Here is a 17,983-nt window from a genome sequence, read left to right on the forward strand (position 1 = left end):
CGTCGGACGCCACGACGACTTCTTTGCGCTGGGAGGGCATTCGCTGCTGGCGGTGCAGACAGTAGCCCGAGTAAAAGTAGAACTTGGCATTGAGCTGCCACTGTCGATCTTCCTTACGCACCCCACCCTGCAAAGTCTCGCCATGGAGCTGGCCGAGCATCACACAACGCCGCAGAAATGCCTGGTTCCCATTGCCCCCCATGGGGATGGACCGCCCCTGTTCCTCGTTCATCCGAGCGGCGGAAACGTGATGTGCTACGCAGACCTGGCTCGTAAGCTCGGCGAGTCACGTCCGATTTACGGCCTGCAGTCGGTCGGTTTGGACGGAAAGGAATCACCGCTAGGTTCGGTCGAAGAAATGGCCGTGCGCTACCTGAAAGAGCTGCGCGAAGCGCAGCCCGTAGGACCCTATTTCCTTGCCGCCTGGTCCTTTGGCGGACTCGTTGCCTATGAGATGGCCCATCGCCTCCGATCTTCAGGCGAACAGGTGGCCATGCTGGCGCTGCTTGACACCCGGGCTTCGTACCCGGGGGATTTCGCTGCGAAAGATGACCTCGATATCATCACCGCCGCCTTCGAAGGCTTGGTCGAGTTTGACGTTTCCGCCTTGCGGGCGATGCCGCGCGCGCAGGCACTGAGCGTGGTCATGTCGGAGGGACAAAAGATCGGACTGATCCCATCCCATGTCGATCTGGACATTGCCGAACGATTGATAACCGTCGAAAGATTGAACCTGGCGGCCGCGTGCGCCTACCGACCGCCGCGCTACAACGGGCAAGTGATCCTGTTTGTGGCCACAGAGAATCTGGTTGCGGGTATCGATGATGAAAGACTCGGCTGGTCAGACGTCCTGGAGAACGCTCCCGTGGTGCATCGACTGGCGATGCGGCATCACGCCATGATGATTCAGCCGCACGTCGAAACCGTGGCCACCCTGTTGCGGGAGTATCTATCGCACGATGGCCCCATCGAGGCGACGCAGCCCGGGCCTGCCAGGTCCCCTCAATTGCAGGCGGCATGACGGTCGCGGGCGCTGTGACTCGACCCGGCCAATTCAAGGTAGCCGATGAGGAGGCGCTCTGCATCCCCATTCAACGGGGAAACGCAGGCGTTGCGCCAGTGTTCTGCGTGCCAGGAGCCGGCGCCAGCGTGACCGCATTCATTCCGCTGACTTCGGCCCTGGGGAACGACACACCGGTCTACGGCCTGCAGCCGCGCGGCCTGGATGGCAAAGGCGAACCTTTCGGCGACGTGCACGAAGCAGCACAAGCCTACCTTCCATTTCTCAAGCAAGTCGCGGCACACCATCCGCTTCGGCTGGTAGGCCACTCCTTTGGCGGATGGATCGCGTTCGAGATCGCAAGAAGTCTGGAGCGCGAGGGCGTACGGCTGACGCCTCCGATACTCGTGGACTCGAGGGCTCCGTGCGCCGAAGGCGTATTTCGCGGCGAGTGCCGCGGTGCCGATGCGCTCGCCAAACTCGTCTGGTTACTCGAACAGTCGTGCGGCCGATCTCTTGGGGTATCGCTTCAGGATTTCGAGCGGTTGGCGCAAGCCGAACGCGTGCCCGCGCTCGCCCGGGCGATGGCTTCGGTGGGCTTCATTTCACCGCGCACCGATGTCGCAGTCATCGCTGCGCTAGCGCGCGTGTTTGAAGCCAATGTGAACACCCGATACCTTCCTGCATCGCCGTTGCACGGCCCGGCAACATTCGTTGGAGCGTCAGACACGTCATCGGTCATCCCGCCCGAAGACCGGGTGGATCCCGTCGCCGCGTGGCGCCGCTTTGCCCCCCGGCTCAACGCGGCTCTTGTGCCTGGCAATCACATGACGATGCTTGCAAAGCCGCATGTGGCTGCCCTGGCCAAAATCGTCCGGGACCAGGCGCAGGAGCGTGGAAATGTCTGAGGCGATTGCGACGGATATGAGGATCGCGCCAGAAACCGGAACGAAGCGCGTGTTCGCATGGGTATGGCTCAGTCAGCTGATTTCAGTCACGGGCTCATCGCTTACCGGGTTTGCCGCCGGCGTGTGGATCTTCCAGCAGACCGGCTCCGTACTCGACTACTCGCTGCTTGTTGCATGCGCCGCCGCGCCCACCCTGGTGGTCGCCCCCTGGGCTGGGGCATGGGTTGACCGCATGGATCGCCGGTGGGTGATGATCGCGGCGCGCAGCGGTGCAGCGGTCTGCACCGCAACCATCGGCGTGCTGCTTTGGTCGGCTCACCTGGAAATCTGGCAAGTCTTGCCGCTCTACGCCTTGGCTGCAATTTGCGAAGCGTTTCAGCGCCCCGCCTTCCTGGCAGCAGTGACGACGGTTCTTCCCAAGGAGAGACTGGGTCGGGCAAGTGGCATGACTCAACTGGCCTACGCCGTCCCGATGCTGATCGCGCCGCTGCTCTCTGCTTTCCTGCTGGGAGTGATTGGCATCACGGGCGTCATCGCACTGGATCTGACGTGCTTTGCCATCAGCACCGTCGTGCTCCTCGCCGTGCGATTCCCACAACCGATCACACGACAACAACCGGGGAGCGACCGTCGCTCGTCACTCAAAGAATTCGGCGAGGCGCTTGCCTTTATCGGTCAGCGTCGATCGCTCAAGCTGCAACTCGCCTATTTCGCGTTCGAGAAGTTTCTGACTTGCATGGCTGTGGTTTTGTTTACGCCATTCGTTCTCGCGCTCTACTCTGCACAGGCTCTCGGGACCATCCTCACAATCGCCGGCCTCGGCATGCTCGCAGGTTCATTGGTGATGAGTGCCTGGGGCGGACCGCAACGACGCGTTCTGGGCATACTGGTTTTCGACATGCTGCTGGGCGCAGCGGTGTTGGTCGCAGGTGTGTGGACATCGATTCCGCTTCTCACCGCCTGTGCGTTCGTCGTGATGTTTTGCCGACCGGTCGTCGCCGGTTGCGACCAGACCATCTGGCAGCACAAGGTGCTACCTGCGCTTCATGGACGCGTGTTTGCCTTGCGCAATTTTCTGGTTACCGCTGCTGTGCCACTAGCTGCAATCGTCGCAGGACTCGTCACGGAGCATTTTTTCAAGCCCTGGATGATGCCTGGCGGGTTGCTCGCCAACTCGGCCGGTGTGTGGCTAGGCGTTGGGCCGGGGCGCGGTGTAGGGCTGCTGTTCGTCGTAGTCGGCGCGCTGACCATGGTCATGGCAGGCGCAGCGCTGCTGCACCCTGCATTTCGTCAGCTTGAAGACGAAGTGCCCGATGCGCATTGAGCCGTACTTCGAATGCCCCGCTCCCGGGCAAGGCGGTGCCAGGGTCTGGCGTGTGAACCTCAACGTCGCCACAGACGAACTGGGCCGCGCATACGACCTTCTCGCACACGATGAAAAAGCTAGAGCCAGCCGCTTCGCATTTGCGGTTCATCGCAGGCGCTTCGTTGCAGCGCGCGCGGCGCTGCGCGAGCTATTGGGTATGCAGCTGCATCTGGATGCACGTGACCTGGTGTTTCGCTATACCGCGCAAGGCAAGCCCGAACTGGCTAACCATCCGGACCTGCAATTCAGCGTCTCGCACTCAGCCGACTTGTGTTTGATCGCCGTCGCGCGCGGCGTGCGTGTGGGAATCGACATTGAAGCCGCGACCGAAAACCAGGCACAGATGCAAGAGGTCACCCGCAGCTTTCATCCTGCTGAACGAGAGGCACTTCACTCGATGGACCCCGCGTCAAAGGAACGCGCGTTCTATCGTTGCTGGGTGCGCAAGGAAGCTTTCCTCAAGGCGCTTGGCGTGGGCCTGGGTGGCGGGCTCAAGCGTTTCCATGTCAGCGTGGGGGATCAAGCGCAGTTGCTCGGGTGCGATCCGGCCCTGGCGACTGCGACCGACTGGACACTGGTTGCGCTCGATGGTGAAGGCTATGCCGCGGCCATGGCGATTGATTACCCCAGCGAATAATTCTGCGGCCCTTTGCTCGCAATCTTGATCGCACCGACCTTGTTGCCCAGTTCCGCGCAACGCGCGAGCGGCCAGCCCTGCTCCAGTCCGAACAGCAACGCGCCGCGCCATGCATCGCCGCATCCGGTCGGGTCAATGACCTGCTCGGCCTTCACCGGCGGCACCAGCGTCTTCTCGCCGTCTATCCACACTTCGCAGCCTTCTGCGCCCAAGGTCACCACCAGCCCATCGACCTTGCGCGAGATATCGGCATTGCTCCAGCCGGTACGGTCAGACAACATGCGGCCTTCGTAATCGTTGACTGTCACCCAGGTTGAGCGTTCGATGAAGGTCGCAAGCTCCTTGCCATCGAACATCGGCAGGCCCTGTCCCGGATCGAAGACAAACGGAATCTCGGCCGACTCGAACTGCGCCGAATGCTCCAGCATCGCATCGCGGCCATCGGGCGAGATGATGCCCAGCTTGATGTCGTCGCGCTTTTCAATCTTCGTGATGTGCGCCTGCATCATCGCGCCGGGATGGAAGGCGGTGATCTGGTTGTTGTCACGGTCGGTCATGATCATCGCCTGCGCGGTGTAGCTGTCAGCCACCTCGCGCACGAACTGGGTGTCGATGCCCAGTTCACGCATGCGCGCCACGTAACCCGCGCCATCGGTGCCCACGGTCGCCATCGGCAGCGGCGTGCCGCCCAGCATCTTCAGGGCGTAGGCGATATTGCCGGCGCAGCCGCCGAAGTCGCGCCGCAATGCCGGCACCAGGAACGACACGTTCAGGATGTGCAACTGGTCGGGCAGGATCTGCTCGGCAAAGCGTCCCTCGAAAGTCATGATGGTGTCGAACGCGAGCGAGCCGCAAATCAGGGATGCCATGGGAATGTGTTCTCGAAAAAAGGTGAAGGTCTAGGGATAGAAAGCGAGCACGCGGTAGCCGGCGATGCGCGAGCCCACGCCATTGGAAGCCACCGCCAGCGCCAACGAGCTTGCCCAGTCGCCACCAGCCGGTATGACGCCTTGCGATTGAAGGTCCTGCGGGGTGAGCACGCGCCTGACCACCGGCTGGTCCTGCGCGTCGGTCAGCGTGAGCTCGACGGCCGGCATGGCGAGTTCCATTTTGGAAAGGTTGCGCAGCGTGATGTTCAGGCGATAGGTGTCGGGTCGGATCTTGTTGAACGACGAGCCTTCGATAGCAACCGCCTCGATCTGGCGCGGCGGCCCGATCGCGCAGTTGGCGACATCGCACAGCTGGACGAGCCAGGGGCGCAGCACCGGTTGCGATGCAAAGAGCCGATCGCGCTCGTGAAAGCCCACCTGTACCGCCATCAGCAGGCCGGATATCACCAGCAGCGCAACCAGCGCGCCGCGAACCAGCGGTCGCGACCAGAACTCGCGGCTGCGGGCCTGCCGCACGAAGGAAAGGTCACTCAGCTCGGGCTCGTGCGAATCAGCCAGGGCCGGGCGGCTGGTCGAGAACTGCGATTGATTGCCTGCCTGCGGCTGCGCCGGCTCGGGTACCCGTTGAAGCACGAATGGTTTGTCGAGCGGCCCCTCGGTCAGGAGTTCAGCCGCTTCGCGCAGCAGGACCGAGTCGGTGGGACTCATCGAATTGCGGCTGTCACCCAGGTCCGTCATGAGCGACGAAGCGAAAGCCTCCGACTGCGCGGTCGCCAGCGGGGCCTGCGGCAGTGGTTGCACGGGCGCTTGCAGGGCCGGTGGTGCCAGGGGTTGCTCCGAGGCTTGGACTTGCGGGGTTTGCGGGTCCTGGACGGCTTGAGCCGGCGCTGTGCCTGGCCCGGTGACCAGCGCCCCTTCAGCCTGCATGTACTGCGTGGCGTCGAAAACTTCCGAGCAGTGGCCGCACCGCACCCAGCCGTCGGAAATCCTGAGCTGGTCGGGCACGACTTTGAACATCGTCCCGCAGGCGGGGCAGCGCGTGATCAGGCTCATGAGCGTGGGATTGTAGCCCCGCTCACCCGGCGATCACGGCGTGTGATCAGAGGGTTGCAGTCATCAGGATCCAGCCATCCTCGCTGTCGGTGACATCGAGTTTGGCGTGCGGCGCATAAGCCGCTTTGAGCTCGTCGGCCTGGCGCTCCAGGATGCCCGCGAGAACCAGTGAGCCACCCGGCGCCACATGCGCGCACAGCAGTGGCGCGAGCATCTTCAGGGGCGTGGCCAGGATGTTGGCGAGCACCAGGTTGTACTGGCCGGCCGCCTGGTCGGGTAGGCCTGCACGCAAGGTCACGCCGTTCGCGTCTGCGTTGTCGACAGTCGATTGCACCGCAGCCGGGTCGATGTCGACGGCGTCGATTTCACCCGCACCAAACTTGGCAGCACCGATGGCGAGGATGCCGGAGCCGCACCCGTAATCGAGCACACGCTGGCTCGCGACTGTATTGCGCGCGATCCATCGCAGGCACATGCGGGTCGTGGGATGCGTGCCGGTGCCGAACGCCAGACCCGGGTCCAGCCGTATGACCTGCCTTGCTTGCGCAGGCGGCTCATGCCAGGTCGGCACGATCCAGAACTCGGGCGTGATCTCGACAGGCGCAAACTGCGACTGCGTCAGGCGCACCCAGTCCTGGTCCTGAACCGGCTCGATGTTGAGCACCTCGCAGCCGCCGAAGAAATCCTGCAGCTGCAAAAGCGCCGAAGCTTCATTTGCAGCAGCCTGATCCGGAAAAAGCGCCACCACGCGTGAGCGCTGCCAGCCGTCCTTGGGAGGCGGCATGCCGGGCTCCCCGAAGAGCGCCTGTTCCGCGTCAGTCTGGGCATCGGCGTCTTCAACCGAGACGCTCAGCGCATCGAGCGCGTCAAGCGCCTCGCTCACCGCATCGACGCGGTGTTCGGGGCACATCAGTCGGAGTTCAAACATCGACACGACAGCGGTTGCTTCAGCGCTTATGGTGCGACAACCACTCTTCGAGGTAGTGGATGTTGGTGCCGCCGTCCATGAACTTCGCGTCCACCATCAGCTCGCGATGCAGCGCGATATTGGTGTTGATGCCTTCGACCACGGTTTCCAGCAAAGCTGTGCGCATGCGCGCCAGTGCCTGCTCGCGTGTGTCGCCGTGGACGATGATCTTGCCGATCATCGAGTCGTAGTTCGGCGGCACGAAGTAGTTGGTGTACACGTGCGAGTCGACCCGAACGCCCGGGCCGCCGGGCGCATGCCACATGGTGATCCGGCCGGGCGACGGCACGAACTTGTACGGGTCTTCGGCATTCACGCGGCATTCGATGGCGTGTCCGCGCGGAACGACGTCGCGCTGGGCGAACGGCAGCTTCTCGCCAGCGGCCACCATGATCTGCGTCTTGACGATGTCCACGCCGGTGATCATTTCGGTGACCGGATGCTCCACCTGCACGCGGGTGTTCATCTCGATGAAATAGAACTCGCCGTTCTCATACAGGAACTCGAAGGTGCCAGCGCCGCGATAGCCGATCTTCTTGCAGGCCGCGATGCAGCGCTCACCGATCTTCTCGATCAGCTTGCGCGGGATGCCGGGGGCCGGCGCTTCCTCGATGACCTTCTGGTGGCGGCGTTGCATGGAGCAATCGCGCTCCCACAGGTAAACACCGTTCCTGTGCTTGTCGCACATGATCTGGATTTCGATGTGTCGCGGGTTCTGGAGAAACTTCTCCATGTAGACGGCCGGATTGTTGAAGGCAGCGCCCGCCTCCGCCTTGGTCATCTGCACCGCGTTGATCAGGGCTGCTTCGGTGTGCACGACGCGCATGCCGCGACCGCCGCCACCGCCCGCCGCCTTGATGATGACGGGGTAGCCGACTGCCTTGGCGGTCCGGCGGATCAGGACCGGGTCGTCGGGCAACTCGCCTTCGGAGCCGGGCACGCATGGCACACCGGCCTTGATCATGGCCTGCTTGGCCGAGACCTTGTCGCCCATGATGCGGATCGACTCGGGGGTGGGTCCGATGAACTGGAACCCGCTCTTTTCCACGCGCTCGGCGAAGTCGGCGTTCTCGGCCAGGAAGCCGTAGCCGGGGTGGATGGCCTCGGCGTCTGTCACTTCGGCGGCCGAAATGATGGCAGGCATGTTGAGGTAGCTCAGGCCCGAGGGTGCCGGGCCGATGCAGACAGCTTCTTCTGCAAGCTTCACATACTTGGCCTCGCGGTCCGCCTCGGAATAGACCATGACGGCGCGCACGCCGAGCTCGCGGCAGGCCCGCTGTATCCGCAAGGCAATCTCGCCCCGGTTGGCAACCAGAATCTTCTTGAACATGAGGCGGCTGTGCTTATTCGATGATGAACAGCGGCTGGCCGTATTCGACGGCCTGGCCGTTGTCGCAGTAGACCTTGGTGACCGTGCCGGATTTGTCGGCTTCGATCTCGTTCAGGATCTTCATCGCCTCGATGATGCAGATCGTGTCGCCTTCCTTGATCTGCGCGCCCACTTCCACAAAGGGCTTCGCCCCGGGGCTGGATGAACGATAGAAAGTGCCGACCATTGGCGATTTGACGGTGTGACCGGCATCTACGGCTGCAACGACAGGTGCCGCAGTGACCGGAGCTGCCACGGCCGGAGCGGCCTGGGGCGCGTGTACCATGGCAGGCTGCGCGACTTGCTGCTGCATGACGACGCCGCCACCCTTGACGATACGGACCTTGCCTTCGGCTTCCGTGATTTCCAGCTCGGAAACATTGGACTCCGACACGAGGTCGATCAAAGTCTTGAGTTTGCGCAAATCCATGAACTCTCCAGCGGATGCATAACGAAGGAAGGCGAATTTACAGCAATATTCGCTTACTTTTCGTTTCGTCGGCTATTTTTCGTTATTTTTATTCGCGAGCTTGACAGCAAAGATACCTTTGACTGGTCTAGCCGATGCCGCTCCAGGCCGCGAGGTCGGCCGGGACCACCTGCCCCATCTTACGTTGGAGCACCTCGCCACTGGCCTTCAACACCACCGTGAAGGGCAGGCCGCCAGCCATGTTTCCCAGCGCCTTGCCCAACTCTGTCCCGCCCAATCCAGCCAGGCCGATCGGAAATGTGACGGGCGTCTTTTGCAGGAACTTGCGCACCGAGCTGGGCTGATCAATCGCCAAACCAACCACTTGCCAGCCTTTTGACGAATTTTGCCGGAAGAACGAGTCCAGAAGCGGCATTTCCTCCACGCACGGCGGGCACCAGGTCGCCCAGAAGTTGACGACCAGTGGCTTGCCGCGAAGGGACGCCATCGACAGCACGGCGCCGTCGGGTGTGTCGAAGTTCATGGCCCACAGCGCGGCGACGTTGTCGGCCGACACGGGTGCGGGCCTGAATTTCCAGAGCGCCGCGCCTGCGCCGGCGAGTGCCGCCGCAGCGCCTGCGCCGGCATAGATCAGGTTGCGCCTGCGAGCCGGGTTGGGCGGCGCCATGGTTGCAGTTACTTCAGTCATGTTCTATGCATTGTCCAGCAATGCCCGGACAGCGTTGATGTCCCCTCGGGGAGACCGGCCTTGCGCGTCTTTGCGCAGAGCGCCCCGCACATCGTCCAGGTCATAAATCAAGAGGTGCACACCAATGGCCTCCTGGAGCTCGCGGCTCACGCTCGACAGGCTCAATGCCTCGACCGCATCGCCATGAAACCCCGTGACCGTGCGCGCCTCATAGTCCACCCGGTTGTCGACCAGGGCCAGCTCCGCCGACTTCGAGTCATCGCAAAACAGCTGGATATAGATGTCGGACAGCCGCGTGGCCGTACCGTGCCACACCGCCCCGCCCAGGTGCGGACGAAACTGCGCCAGCCGCTCCATCCAGGTCAACGCGAGCACACGAAGCGCCCGCAATTCAGCCGGCTGCGTATCCGCGCAAAAGAGCGCTATGTACTCGCGCACCGCTTCTTCGACTGCGTCGTTGTCGGGCATTGCGCTGCGCGCGTTCAGGCCCAGTTGCTTGACCGCGCGCCGCTTGGCCGGGCCATATTCAAGGCCTTCTTCCACGACGATTCGCCCTGCTGCAGCCGCTATCTCTGACTTCAGATTTTCCATTGACAGGCATTTTGCATCGCCGGTGCGGCTGAGTTCGAACGCCGTCAGCTCCCCCCGATAATCGCCCGATGCATATCCACATCCTCGGTATTTGCGGGACATTCATGGGAGGCCTGGCCGCACTCGCGCGCGAAGCAGGCCACAAGGTCACGGGCTGCGACGCGGGCGTTTATCCACCGATGAGCGACCAGTTGCGCGCCCTGGGCATTGACCTGATCGAAGGCTTTGGCGCGGAGCAACTCGCGCTCAAGGCCGACGTCTGGGTCATCGGCAACGTCGTCTCGCGCACCCGGCTGCCCGATGGCACGCCGCGCTATCCCCTGATGGAAGCCATCCTTGATGAAGGGCTCGCCTATACAAGCGGCCCTCAGTGGCTGTCCGAGCATGTGCTGCAGGGTCGCCATGTGCTGGCAGTCGCCGGCACCCACGGCAAGACCACCACGACTTCCATGCTGGCCTGGATTCTGGAACGCGCCGGACTGGCACCGGGCTTCCTGGTAGGCGGCGTGCCGACCAACTTCGGGATATCGGCACGGCTTGGCCAGGGCAAGCACTTCGTGATCGAGGCCGACGAATACGACACGGCGTTTTTCGACAAGCGCAGCAAATTTGTTCACTACCGGCCGCGCACCGCCATCCTGAACAACCTGGAATACGACCACGCCGACATCTTCGACGACGTCGCGGCCATCGAAAGGCAGTTCCATCACCTGGTGCGCACCGTGCCCTCCACCGGGCGTATCGTGGTGAACGGCCTGGAAGAAAGCCTGACGCGCGTCCTGCACCAGGGCTGCTGGAGCGAGCAGCGCAGTTTCGGCGCGGCCAACAGCGACTTCACCGCCCTGGGCGAGCCCGATGACTTCGACGTTCTGGAACGTGGCGGCAAGGTGGGCCATGTCCGCTGGGGCCTGGGCGGTGTCCACAACCAGCTCAACGCGCTCGCGGCCATCGCAGCCGCGCAGCACGCGGGGGTTGCGCCGGAGGCTGCTGCGCAATCACTGGGTGATTTCCTGAACGTGAAGCGCCGCATGGAAGTGCGCGGCACCGTCAACGGCATCACGATCTATGACGACTTCGCGCACCATCCCACCGCCATCCGCACCACCGTCGACGGCCTTCGCCGCAAGGTGGGCAGCGCGCGCATCCTGGCCGTGTTCGAGCCGCGCAGCAACACGATGAAGCTGGGCTCGATGAAGGCCCAATTGCCGTGGGCTCTGGAGCAGGTGGACCTGGCGTTTTGCCACTCGGCAGCACTCGGCTGGGATCCTTCCGATGCGCTGTCGTCCATGGGTCAGCGGGCGCAGATCGCAACCAGCATCGACGAGCTGTTGCGGCAGGTGGTCCAGGCGGCCAAACCCGGCGACCACATTCTCTGCATGAGCAACGGCTCATTCGGGGGCATTCACCAGAAGCTGCTGACCGTCCTGGGCTGATCGGGGCGCAAGCGCCGCCGCTTCAATGCGGCCCGATGGGCCCCGGCGCGGTCATGTCGCTGTCACCGGACATCTGGCGTGCCATGTCGGGTGGAATCGAATCCAGGCCGGAGGGCAAGTTGCTGGACGGGCCCTGGGACGCGTCACAGTCTGCGGATGCCGTTCGGCTGGGCGGGTTGGCTGCGCGTTTGGGGTTGGATGTGATCGAGCCCACGAAATAGAGCGCGGCCAGGTCACTGGCCAGCACCTGGGGCGACGAATCACAGCGACGCAGCAGTGCGTCAAACGTCGCTGGCGCGTTCGCGAGTTCGCGCAGCAGCAACAGGTGGGCATCGCCGATCAGCCGCTGCGGCAGCCGAGGGGCCCGGCGAAAGTAGATCGCACCGGTACGGTAGTGAGGCGGCAGCACGTCTTTGCGGGTGCGTGTGGCGTACTGCCACATGAGCTGCGACATGGTGCTGCGGACAAAGTTGTCCGGAATGTGCAGTTCGCCAGTTTCACGTCGCCAGATGGCGTCTTCGAAGTCAGCCGGTGCGGCCGTCGCCAGCACCGAGATATCCCCGTGCATGCTCACGGTGGCCAGCATCGCTCCCCCGCGGGTCAGGGTGAAGACACCTGAGCGCAGCGCGCCCTGGTGTTCGACGATGTGCGCGGCCAGGCAAACCTGGGCAACGATCGCCGACTGCCAGACTTCAAACTTGCGCAGCAACGCGGCCAGGCTTGACGCCGAGTCGAAGTCGAAACTGAAAGTCGGCATCGCTACCTTGACCGGTCGCGAGAACCCGATCGGGCGGTCCATCTCGGTCATATGGACCTGGATGGATCGGGCCTTGAGAAGACCCGGATTGATACGAATCCGCTTTTCGCCCAGGTCCAGGACCTTGGCGCCATTGACCAGCCAGGCATCGGCGCAATCGAGGTCGCTCACGACCCAGCTCACGTGTCCGGTTGAGACTGCCGCCACGAGCTGGGCGAGCTCGTTTTGCTGCCCAGCCGAAAAGCCGGCGAGCCCCACACGCAATACTGGCAGTTCGGTCATGAGTTTGGCGCCCGGCCCAACAACTGACGGATCCGGGCGCCAGCCAATATAGTCCGGGCGTTACTGGATGTAAACAAACATCGACGCCCATTCAGCGCGAGCGTCTCGCCTTCACAGCATCGCTGAGAACATCGAGCACTTTCAGCGAATCGCCCCATCCCAGGCACGCATCGGTAATGCTCTTGCCGTACTCGAGCGCCTGCGGATCGTCCTTGCCGGGACTGAACTTCTGCGCGCCGGCGTTGAGGTGGCTTTCCACCATCAGCCCGAACACGCGGTGCGAGCCCTTGGCAACCTGCGCGGCGATTTCCCGCGCGACATCGATCTGCTTGTCGTGCTGCTTGCTGCTGTTGGCGTGGCTGCAATCGACCATCAGCGTGGGCGCCAGCTTCGAGGCTTCGAGTTCGGCGCAGGCTGCAGCGACGCTCGCCTCGTCGTAGTTCGGCGCCTTGCCCCCCCGCAGGATGACGTGGCAGTCCTTGTTGCCGTTGGTCTGCACGATGGCGACCTGTCCGTTCTTGTGGACCGACAGGAAGTGATGGCCGCGCGCTGCTGCCTGGATCGCATCGGTGGCGATGCGGATGTTGCCGTCGGTACCGTTCTTGAATCCGATAGGCGCCGAAAGACCCGATGCGAGTTCGCGATGTACCTGGCTTTCGGTGGTGCGCGCACCGATCGCGCCCCACGAAATCAGGTCGCCGATGTACTGGGGCGAAATCACATCCAGGAACTCGCTACCTGCCGGAAGACCCAGCCGGTTGATCTCGATCAGCAGCTGGCGCGCGATGCGCAGGCCCTCGTCGATGCGGTAGCTCTCGTCGAGGTAGGGGTCGTTGATGAGGCCCTTCCAGCCCACCGTCGTGCGGGGCTTCTCGAAATACACCCGCATCACGATCTCGAGCGTGCCGGCGTAGCGGGCGCGCGCTTCCTTCAGGCGGCGCGCGTAGTCGAGCGCTGCGTTGGGGTCGTGGATGGAACAGGGGCCGATGACCACCAGCAACCGGTCATCGGTGCCGGCCATGATGTTGTGGATGTTGCGCCGCGTGTCGGTGATAAGCGCTTCGACCGCCGTATTGCGAATCGGGAAGAAGCGGATGAGATGTTCCGGAGGGGGTAGCACGGTGATGTCCTTGATGCGTTCGTCGTCGGTGAGACTGGTCTTGTCGACGGGTCGCGCATAAAAGGCGTCGCTGGCGGTAGTCGGGTTTGTCATCGTCTGATCTCCGTGCTTGGGAACTAAGGGAAAGCGGGCAAAAAAAAACCGCCGGGGGCCCGGCGGTTTGGTGAGGTTCTTTGCGTTTTCTTCAGGTGTACGCTCGGATCTCTCGACCGCCGTGGGGCGTGAGAAGCCAAAAGTAGCTAAAGAAATAGGCGCGAACCGTTTGCATGGCAGTCAATGTAGCACACCGATGAGCCGGGTCCGCCAGACGGGCCGTTTTCGACACGGTGCGCCTCACAGGCGCAGCTTCTTCCACCACTGCAGGGCACGCTCGACCTGCGGCTCGCCCAGGTCGGCAAGCGCCGAGCCTTGCTGCTTGCCAGCGCCGGTCCACTGCTCGTACATGTCGATCATCAGCATGCCTTCGCCGAGCGTGCGCCACGCAATCAGTTCGAAGTCTTCCGCCGTGACAAACAGGTCCGCGCTGCGAGGTCCGCCGTCAAGCAGCCATTGCCCGAGCAACACACGGAAGTTGTTCAGGGCCTGCAGGTAGGCAGCGTACTCATAGAGCCCACGCCAGGGCAGGCCCAGATTCACGACCAGGGTGCGGTGAGCGCGCAGCACGGTGAGCATGTCCACCAGCATGGGCGCAACGACCGACCGCTGGCGGTGCAGCCGCAGCGCCGCGATGATGGCTTCGGCATGGACCGATACCTGGCTCATGCTGTCCGAGAGGATGCGGCTGTCTTCGTCGGCGACGGCATTGCGCAGGAAATTGCTGATCTCGCCGAACGAGTGAATGCTCGGCAGGTTGGTCGATGGGTCCAGCCGCAGTCGCGAATTCGTCGTCATCGGCTGGATTCAACCGCGAGGTGGCGGCAATCTCAGGCCGTGCCGCCGACGGTCAGGCCATCGATGCGCAAGGTGGGCTGGCCCACGCCGACCGGCACGCTCTGGCCTTCCTTGCCGCAGGTGCCCACACCGGAATCGAGCTTCATGTCGTTGCCGATCATGGTGACGCGGGTGAGGGCATCCGGGCCGTTGCCCACGATGGTCGCGCCCTTGACCGGGTAGAGGATCTTGCCGTTTTCCACCCAATAGGCCTCGCTCGCGGAGAACACGAACTTGCCCGAGGTGATGTCGACCTGGCCGCCGCCGAAGTTGGTGGCGTACAGGCCCTTCTTGATGCTCGCCACGATTTCATCGGGCTGCTTGTCGCCGCCGAGCATGTAGGTGTTGGTCATTCGCGGCATCGGGATGTGGGCATAGCTCTCGCGCCGGCCGTTGCCGGTCGGTGCCACGCCCATCAGGCGTGCATTGAGCGAATCCTGGATGTAGCCGCGCAGGATGCCGTCTTCGATCAGCACATTGCGCTGGCTTGCATTGCCTTCGTCATCGACGTTGAGCGAACCGCGGCGATCGGCGATGGTGCCGTCGTCGAGCACCGTGACGCCCTTGGCCGCAACGCGCTTGCCGACACGCCCCGAAAACGCGCTCGAGCCCTTGCGGTTGAAATCGCCTTCGAGCCCGTGGCCGATGGCTTCGTGCAACAGGATGCCCGGCCAGCCCGGGCCAAGCACCACGGTCATCTCGCCAGCAGGCGCGGGACGCGATTCAAGATTGGTCAAGGCCGCATGAACCGCATCGCTCACATATTCCTCGATGCGATCGGCGTCGAAGTAGTCCAGACCGAAACGGCCGCCGCCGCCGCCGGAACCCACTTCGCGGCGGCCGTCCTGTTCGGCGATCACGGTGACCGACATGCGCACCAGGGGGCGGATATCGGCTGCCAGCGTGCCGTCGGCGCGAGCGACCATCACCACGTCGTATTCGCTGGCAAGACCGGCCATCACCTGCTTGACCCGGGGGTCCTTGGAGCGTGCAAGCTTTTCGGCGCGTTCGAGCAATTGCACCTTGGCTGCGCTGTCAAGCGAAGCAATGGGGTCCGTGCCACGGTAAAGCGATCGGGCGCCGGCAATCTTCTTGGCGCCAACCTTGGTGCGTGCGTTGCCGCCACCTGAAGCGATCGTGCGCACGGTGCGCGCGGCGTCCAGCAGTGAGGCCTCGGAGATATCGTCGGAGTAGGCAAAGGCCGTCTTCTCGCCACTCACGGCCCGCACACCCACACCCTGGTCGATGCTGAAGCTGCCGGTCTTGACGATGCCTTCTTCCAGGCTCCAGCCTTCGCTACGTGTGTACTGGAAATACAGATCGGCGTCATCGACCTTGCGGGCGGTGATCTCACCGAGCGCCTTGAGCAGGTGGGTTTCGTTCAGGCCGAACGGCTCAAGAAGCAGGCTGCGCGCTGTTGCAAGACGTTCGATGGTGGGTTCGCGAGAGATCATCCGGGCCATTCTAGGCGGGTGCGCCCGACCCTGTCAGCCGCAGGTTGCTGCAGCTCTACCGCAGGTCCGCCAGCACCGCCGCCGCTGTCGAGTAGCGATCTTCCAGCTTCTTTGCCATCAGCCGGTTCACCACCGGTTGCAGACCGGCATTGGCGGCGGGAAGCGGCGGGGTCGGCGCCGAGACATGGTTGGCGAGCAGCAATTCCAGCGTTTCGGCGCGATAGGGCCTGGTGCCGGCCAGCATCTCGAACATCATCACGCCCAGGCTGTAGAGGTCCGACTGCGGCGTGATCGGCGTGCCGCAGGCCTGCTCGGGGCTGAGGTAATACGGCGTGCCGACCACATCGCCGTGCCGCGTCTGGGTGAACGCCATGTTCTCCGACTGCAGCATCGATTTGGCAATGCCGAAATCAGCCAGCGCCACCGTGCCGTCGGGCCTGCGCATGATGTTCTCCGGCTTGAGGTCCCTGTGGATCACATCGAGCCGGTGGATCGCATCGAGCGCGCTCGCGACCTGCGAAATGATCGCCACGACCCGCTCCTGCGGCATGCCTGCGGTGATTTCCGAGCGCAGATCGCCCTGCTCGAAATACTCCATCGCGATATACGCATGGTCGTCGGTGAAACCCTGGTCGTAGATGCGGATCACATGCGGATGCTCGATGCGCGACAGCAGCGTGTACTCCTGGATGAAACGCGACAAATGCTCGCTCGCAGCCTTGCCATTGGCCTGCAGCACCTTGAGCACCACCGGCAGGCCGTCGCTCTCGCGCACGGCCAGAAACACCTCGGTCATGCCGCCCGCACCGATCTTGCGGGTGATACGGTAGCCCTTGAGCCGCAGCGGCTCTTCTTCCTGGGTGAACTGGTGGCCCTTGAATGCCGACAGCTTTGAGTTCAGCGCGCCCTTCACCGCGCGCGCCGTGATCTCCGAATTGATGCGCACGGCATCGCGGACAGCCTCGGCGCGCTCGGTCAGAGTCGCCATGCCGTGACGCTTGTCTTCGATGTTGGTCACAAGCCCGGTGATCTCGGCCACGTCGATATAGAGGTCCTTGCCCCGCACGTTGAGCGATGTCATTCCTCCGGTCTGAATGCCGTCACCGGCCGCCTCCATGACGGCATTGCTGGCGACCACGGTCCAGCCGAGTTCCTTGCTCGACGCCTCCAGCCGGGCCGCCACATTCACCGTGTCGCCGATGGGGGTTGTTTCCTTGTTCTGTATCGTGCCGAGCCGGCAGATCGTCACTTCGCCCGCGTGCAGGCCAATGCCGATCGCAAACGGCGGCAGGCCCCGGCCCGGAAACCGGGTGTCGATCCACGCGCGAAATTCATGGGTGGCAAGCACCATGCCCAGCGCTGCCGAAACGCCCCGGCGCGCGGCCGAAAGCGGCGAGTCCTGCGAGAGCGATTGCGCAAAGATCGCCATCAATCCATCGCCGATGAACTTGAGATGCTTGCCGCCGTTCTTGAGCACCGGATCGCACACACGCTCGAAGTATTGCGTCAGCAGCTCGGCCACTTCGCTGGAACTCAGGCGCTCGGCCAGCGAGGTGAAATTGCGGATGTCGGAAAACAGCACCGTGGCTTCGAACATCGTGTCGGGAATGGCACCGAGCGGCGCCTCCAGTCCGAACTTGTCAGGCACCACGCGCCCGCCCAGGCTGTCAGAGAAAGCCTGCCGAAGATGCGCTTCGCGCGCCTTGACAGCGGCTTCAATGCTTTCCTCGATCCGCTCTTTCTTCTTCATCAGGCCCTGCAGCGCATCGAGCAGTTCGATGCGCGTGAACGGCTTGGCCAGGTAGTCGTCGGCGCCAGCGGTCATGCCGCGCCGCATGCTCGCGCGGTCGTCGAGCGCGGTGAGCAGCATGACCGAGGTCTGCGCAAGAAACCGGTCGGCGCGTATGGCTTCGAGCAGCTCGAAGCCATCCATCTCGGGCATGCTCACATCCGAAATCACGAGGTCGGGCCGGTGCCGCAGGGCCTGCTCCAGCCCCAGCCGACCGTTCTCGGCGGACACGATCTCGTAGCCTTCCAGCTTGAGCAGCCGGATGATGTTGTTTCGGATCGCGTCGTCGTCTTCGACGATGAGGACTGTGGCCATCGCG

At 63.4% G+C, this 17,983-nt stretch carries 17 protein-coding genes; 5 read left to right on the forward strand and 12 right to left on the reverse strand.

Features of this window, described 5'->3' with window-relative positions:
• The 4 genes from AQ12_RS12135 to AQ12_RS12150 all read left to right on the forward strand — a co-directional run.
• Positions 1–1,021 (forward strand): thioesterase domain-containing protein (locus AQ12_RS12135; RefSeq protein ID WP_238587710.1); only part of this gene is annotated, 1,021 nt, incomplete at its 5' end.
• Entirely contained in the window at positions 1,018–1,908 is an 891-nt protein-coding gene (locus AQ12_RS12140; RefSeq protein ID WP_053076699.1) for an alpha/beta fold hydrolase, read from the forward strand. The genes AQ12_RS12135 and AQ12_RS12140, both read left to right, overlap by 4 nt.
• Positions 1,901–3,232: an MFS transporter gene (locus tag AQ12_RS12145; protein ID WP_161799027.1), complete on the forward strand. Its 1,332-nt coding sequence runs from the start codon at positions 1,901–1,903 to the stop codon at positions 3,230–3,232. Before AQ12_RS12140 ends, AQ12_RS12145 begins: the two co-directional genes overlap by 8 nt.
• On the forward strand, positions 3,204–3,911 hold the full coding sequence (locus AQ12_RS12150) for a 4'-phosphopantetheinyl transferase superfamily protein (protein ID WP_193387975.1): 708 nt from the start codon (positions 3,204–3,206) through the stop codon (positions 3,909–3,911). Before AQ12_RS12145 ends, AQ12_RS12150 begins: the two co-directional genes overlap by 29 nt.
• Here AQ12_RS12150 and AQ12_RS12155 read toward each other — a convergent pair.
• From AQ12_RS12155 to AQ12_RS12185, 7 genes are all read right to left on the reverse strand, one after another.
• Positions 3,896–4,780, reverse strand: coding sequence for a carbohydrate kinase family protein (locus AQ12_RS12155; RefSeq protein ID WP_048440191.1), 885 nt, complete (start codon positions 4,778–4,780; stop codon positions 3,896–3,898). The genes AQ12_RS12150 and AQ12_RS12155 overlap by 16 nt on opposite strands.
• Positions 4,781–4,810: 30 nt before the next feature.
• On the reverse strand, positions 4,811–5,854 hold the full coding sequence (locus tag AQ12_RS22130; protein WP_053076700.1) for a DUF3426 domain-containing protein: 1,044 nt from the start codon (positions 5,852–5,854) through the stop codon (positions 4,811–4,813).
• Positions 5,855–5,900: 46 nt separating this feature from the next.
• On the reverse strand, positions 5,901–6,782 hold the full coding sequence (gene prmA / locus AQ12_RS12165; protein WP_048440192.1) for a 50S ribosomal protein L11 methyltransferase: 882 nt from the start codon (positions 6,780–6,782) through the stop codon (positions 5,901–5,903).
• Positions 6,783–6,801: 19 nt separating this feature from the next.
• Positions 6,802–8,151 carry an acetyl-CoA carboxylase biotin carboxylase subunit gene (gene accC / locus AQ12_RS12170; protein WP_048440193.1) on the reverse strand — a complete coding sequence of 450 codons (1,350 nt, stop codon included), beginning with the start codon at positions 8,149–8,151 and terminating at the stop codon, positions 6,802–6,804.
• A gap of 13 nt (positions 8,152–8,164) precedes the next feature.
• On the reverse strand, positions 8,165–8,620 hold the full coding sequence (gene accB, locus AQ12_RS12175) for an acetyl-CoA carboxylase biotin carboxyl carrier protein (RefSeq protein ID WP_048440194.1): 456 nt from the start codon (positions 8,618–8,620) through the stop codon (positions 8,165–8,167).
• A 127-nt stretch (positions 8,621–8,747) separates the two neighbouring features.
• Positions 8,748–9,308, reverse strand: a complete 561-nt coding sequence (locus AQ12_RS12180; RefSeq protein WP_048440195.1) for a TlpA disulfide reductase family protein — start codon at positions 9,306–9,308, stop codon at positions 8,748–8,750.
• A gap of 3 nt (positions 9,309–9,311) precedes the next feature.
• The gene (locus AQ12_RS12185) at positions 9,312–9,899 is read right to left on the reverse strand and encodes a hypothetical protein (RefSeq protein WP_048440196.1); all 588 of its coding nucleotides are present in this window, start codon (positions 9,897–9,899) and stop codon (positions 9,312–9,314) included.
• A 68-nt stretch (positions 9,900–9,967) separates the two neighbouring features.
• Between AQ12_RS12185 and mpl the strand changes: the two genes are divergently transcribed.
• Positions 9,968–11,332, forward strand: coding sequence for a UDP-N-acetylmuramate:L-alanyl-gamma-D-glutamyl-meso-diaminopimelate ligase (mpl, locus tag AQ12_RS12190; RefSeq protein WP_048440197.1), 1,365 nt, complete (start codon positions 9,968–9,970; stop codon positions 11,330–11,332).
• 22 nt (positions 11,333–11,354) lie between these two features.
• On the opposite strand, the gene AQ12_RS12195 is transcribed toward mpl, so the two are convergent.
• The 5 genes from AQ12_RS12195 to AQ12_RS22135 all read right to left on the reverse strand — a co-directional run bounded on the left by AQ12_RS12195 (position 11,355) and on the right by AQ12_RS22135 (position 17,979).
• Positions 11,355–12,371: a hypothetical protein gene (locus AQ12_RS12195; RefSeq protein ID WP_048440198.1), complete on the reverse strand. Its 1,017-nt coding sequence runs from the start codon at positions 12,369–12,371 to the stop codon at positions 11,355–11,357.
• A gap of 91 nt (positions 12,372–12,462) precedes the next feature.
• Positions 12,463–13,584: a 3-deoxy-7-phosphoheptulonate synthase gene (locus AQ12_RS12200; protein ID WP_048440199.1), complete on the reverse strand. Its 1,122-nt coding sequence runs from the start codon at positions 13,582–13,584 to the stop codon at positions 12,463–12,465.
• A 240-nt stretch (positions 13,585–13,824) separates the two neighbouring features.
• Positions 13,825–14,382, reverse strand: a complete 558-nt coding sequence (locus tag AQ12_RS12205; RefSeq protein WP_048440200.1) for a hypothetical protein — start codon at positions 14,380–14,382, stop codon at positions 13,825–13,827.
• 32 nt (positions 14,383–14,414) lie between these two features.
• Entirely contained in the window at positions 14,415–15,875 is a 1,461-nt protein-coding gene (gene tldD / locus AQ12_RS12210; protein ID WP_048440201.1) for a metalloprotease TldD, read from the reverse strand.
• A gap of 55 nt (positions 15,876–15,930) precedes the next feature.
• Complete coding sequence (locus tag AQ12_RS22135; RefSeq protein ID WP_053076701.1) at positions 15,931–17,979, reverse strand: protein kinase; 2,049 nt, start codon at positions 17,977–17,979, stop codon at positions 15,931–15,933.
• Between the last annotated feature and the right edge of the window lie 4 nt (positions 17,980–17,983).

This window comes from Caenimonas sp. SL110 (assembly GCF_001044395.1).
Taxonomy (GTDB): Bacteria; Pseudomonadota; Gammaproteobacteria; order Burkholderiales; family Burkholderiaceae_C; genus Ramlibacter.

Excerpts from the sequence above, each read along its gene's own strand:
- AQ12_RS22130 (WP_053076700.1), bottom strand. The coding sequence starts at position 5,854 with ATGAGCCTGATCACGCGCTGCCCCGCCTGCGGGACGATGTTCAAAGTC.
- AQ12_RS22135 (WP_053076701.1), bottom strand. The coding sequence starts at position 17,979 with ATGGCCACAGTCCTCATCGTCGAAGACGACGACGCGATCCGAAACAAC.
- accC (WP_048440193.1), bottom strand. The coding sequence starts at position 8,151 with ATGTTCAAGAAGATTCTGGTTGCCAACCGGGGCGAGATTGCCTTGCGG.
- AQ12_RS12145 (WP_161799027.1), top strand. The coding sequence starts at position 1,901 with ATGTCTGAGGCGATTGCGACGGATATGAGGATCGCGCCAGAAACCGGA.
- accB (WP_048440194.1), bottom strand. The coding sequence starts at position 8,620 with ATGGATTTGCGCAAACTCAAGACTTTGATCGACCTCGTGTCGGAGTCC.
- AQ12_RS12140 (WP_053076699.1), top strand. The coding sequence starts at position 1,018 with ATGACGGTCGCGGGCGCTGTGACTCGACCCGGCCAATTCAAGGTAGCC.
- AQ12_RS12200 (WP_048440199.1), bottom strand. The coding sequence starts at position 13,584 with ATGACAAACCCGACTACCGCCAGCGACGCCTTTTATGCGCGACCCGTC.
- mpl (WP_048440197.1), top strand. The coding sequence starts at position 9,968 with ATGCATATCCACATCCTCGGTATTTGCGGGACATTCATGGGAGGCCTG.
- AQ12_RS12155 (WP_048440191.1), bottom strand. The coding sequence starts at position 4,780 with ATGGCATCCCTGATTTGCGGCTCGCTCGCGTTCGACACCATCATGACT.
- tldD (WP_048440201.1), bottom strand. The coding sequence starts at position 15,875 with ATGATCTCTCGCGAACCCACCATCGAACGTCTTGCAACAGCGCGCAGC.
- AQ12_RS12185 (WP_048440196.1), bottom strand. The coding sequence starts at position 9,899 with ATGGAAAATCTGAAGTCAGAGATAGCGGCTGCAGCAGGGCGAATCGTC.
- AQ12_RS12180 (WP_048440195.1), bottom strand. The coding sequence starts at position 9,308 with ATGACTGAAGTAACTGCAACCATGGCGCCGCCCAACCCGGCTCGCAGG.
- prmA (WP_048440192.1), bottom strand. The coding sequence starts at position 6,782 with ATGTTTGAACTCCGACTGATGTGCCCCGAACACCGCGTCGATGCGGTG.
- AQ12_RS12195 (WP_048440198.1), bottom strand. The coding sequence starts at position 12,371 with ATGACCGAACTGCCAGTATTGCGTGTGGGGCTCGCCGGCTTTTCGGCT.
- AQ12_RS12205 (WP_048440200.1), bottom strand. The coding sequence starts at position 14,382 with ATGACGACGAATTCGCGACTGCGGCTGGACCCATCGACCAACCTGCCG.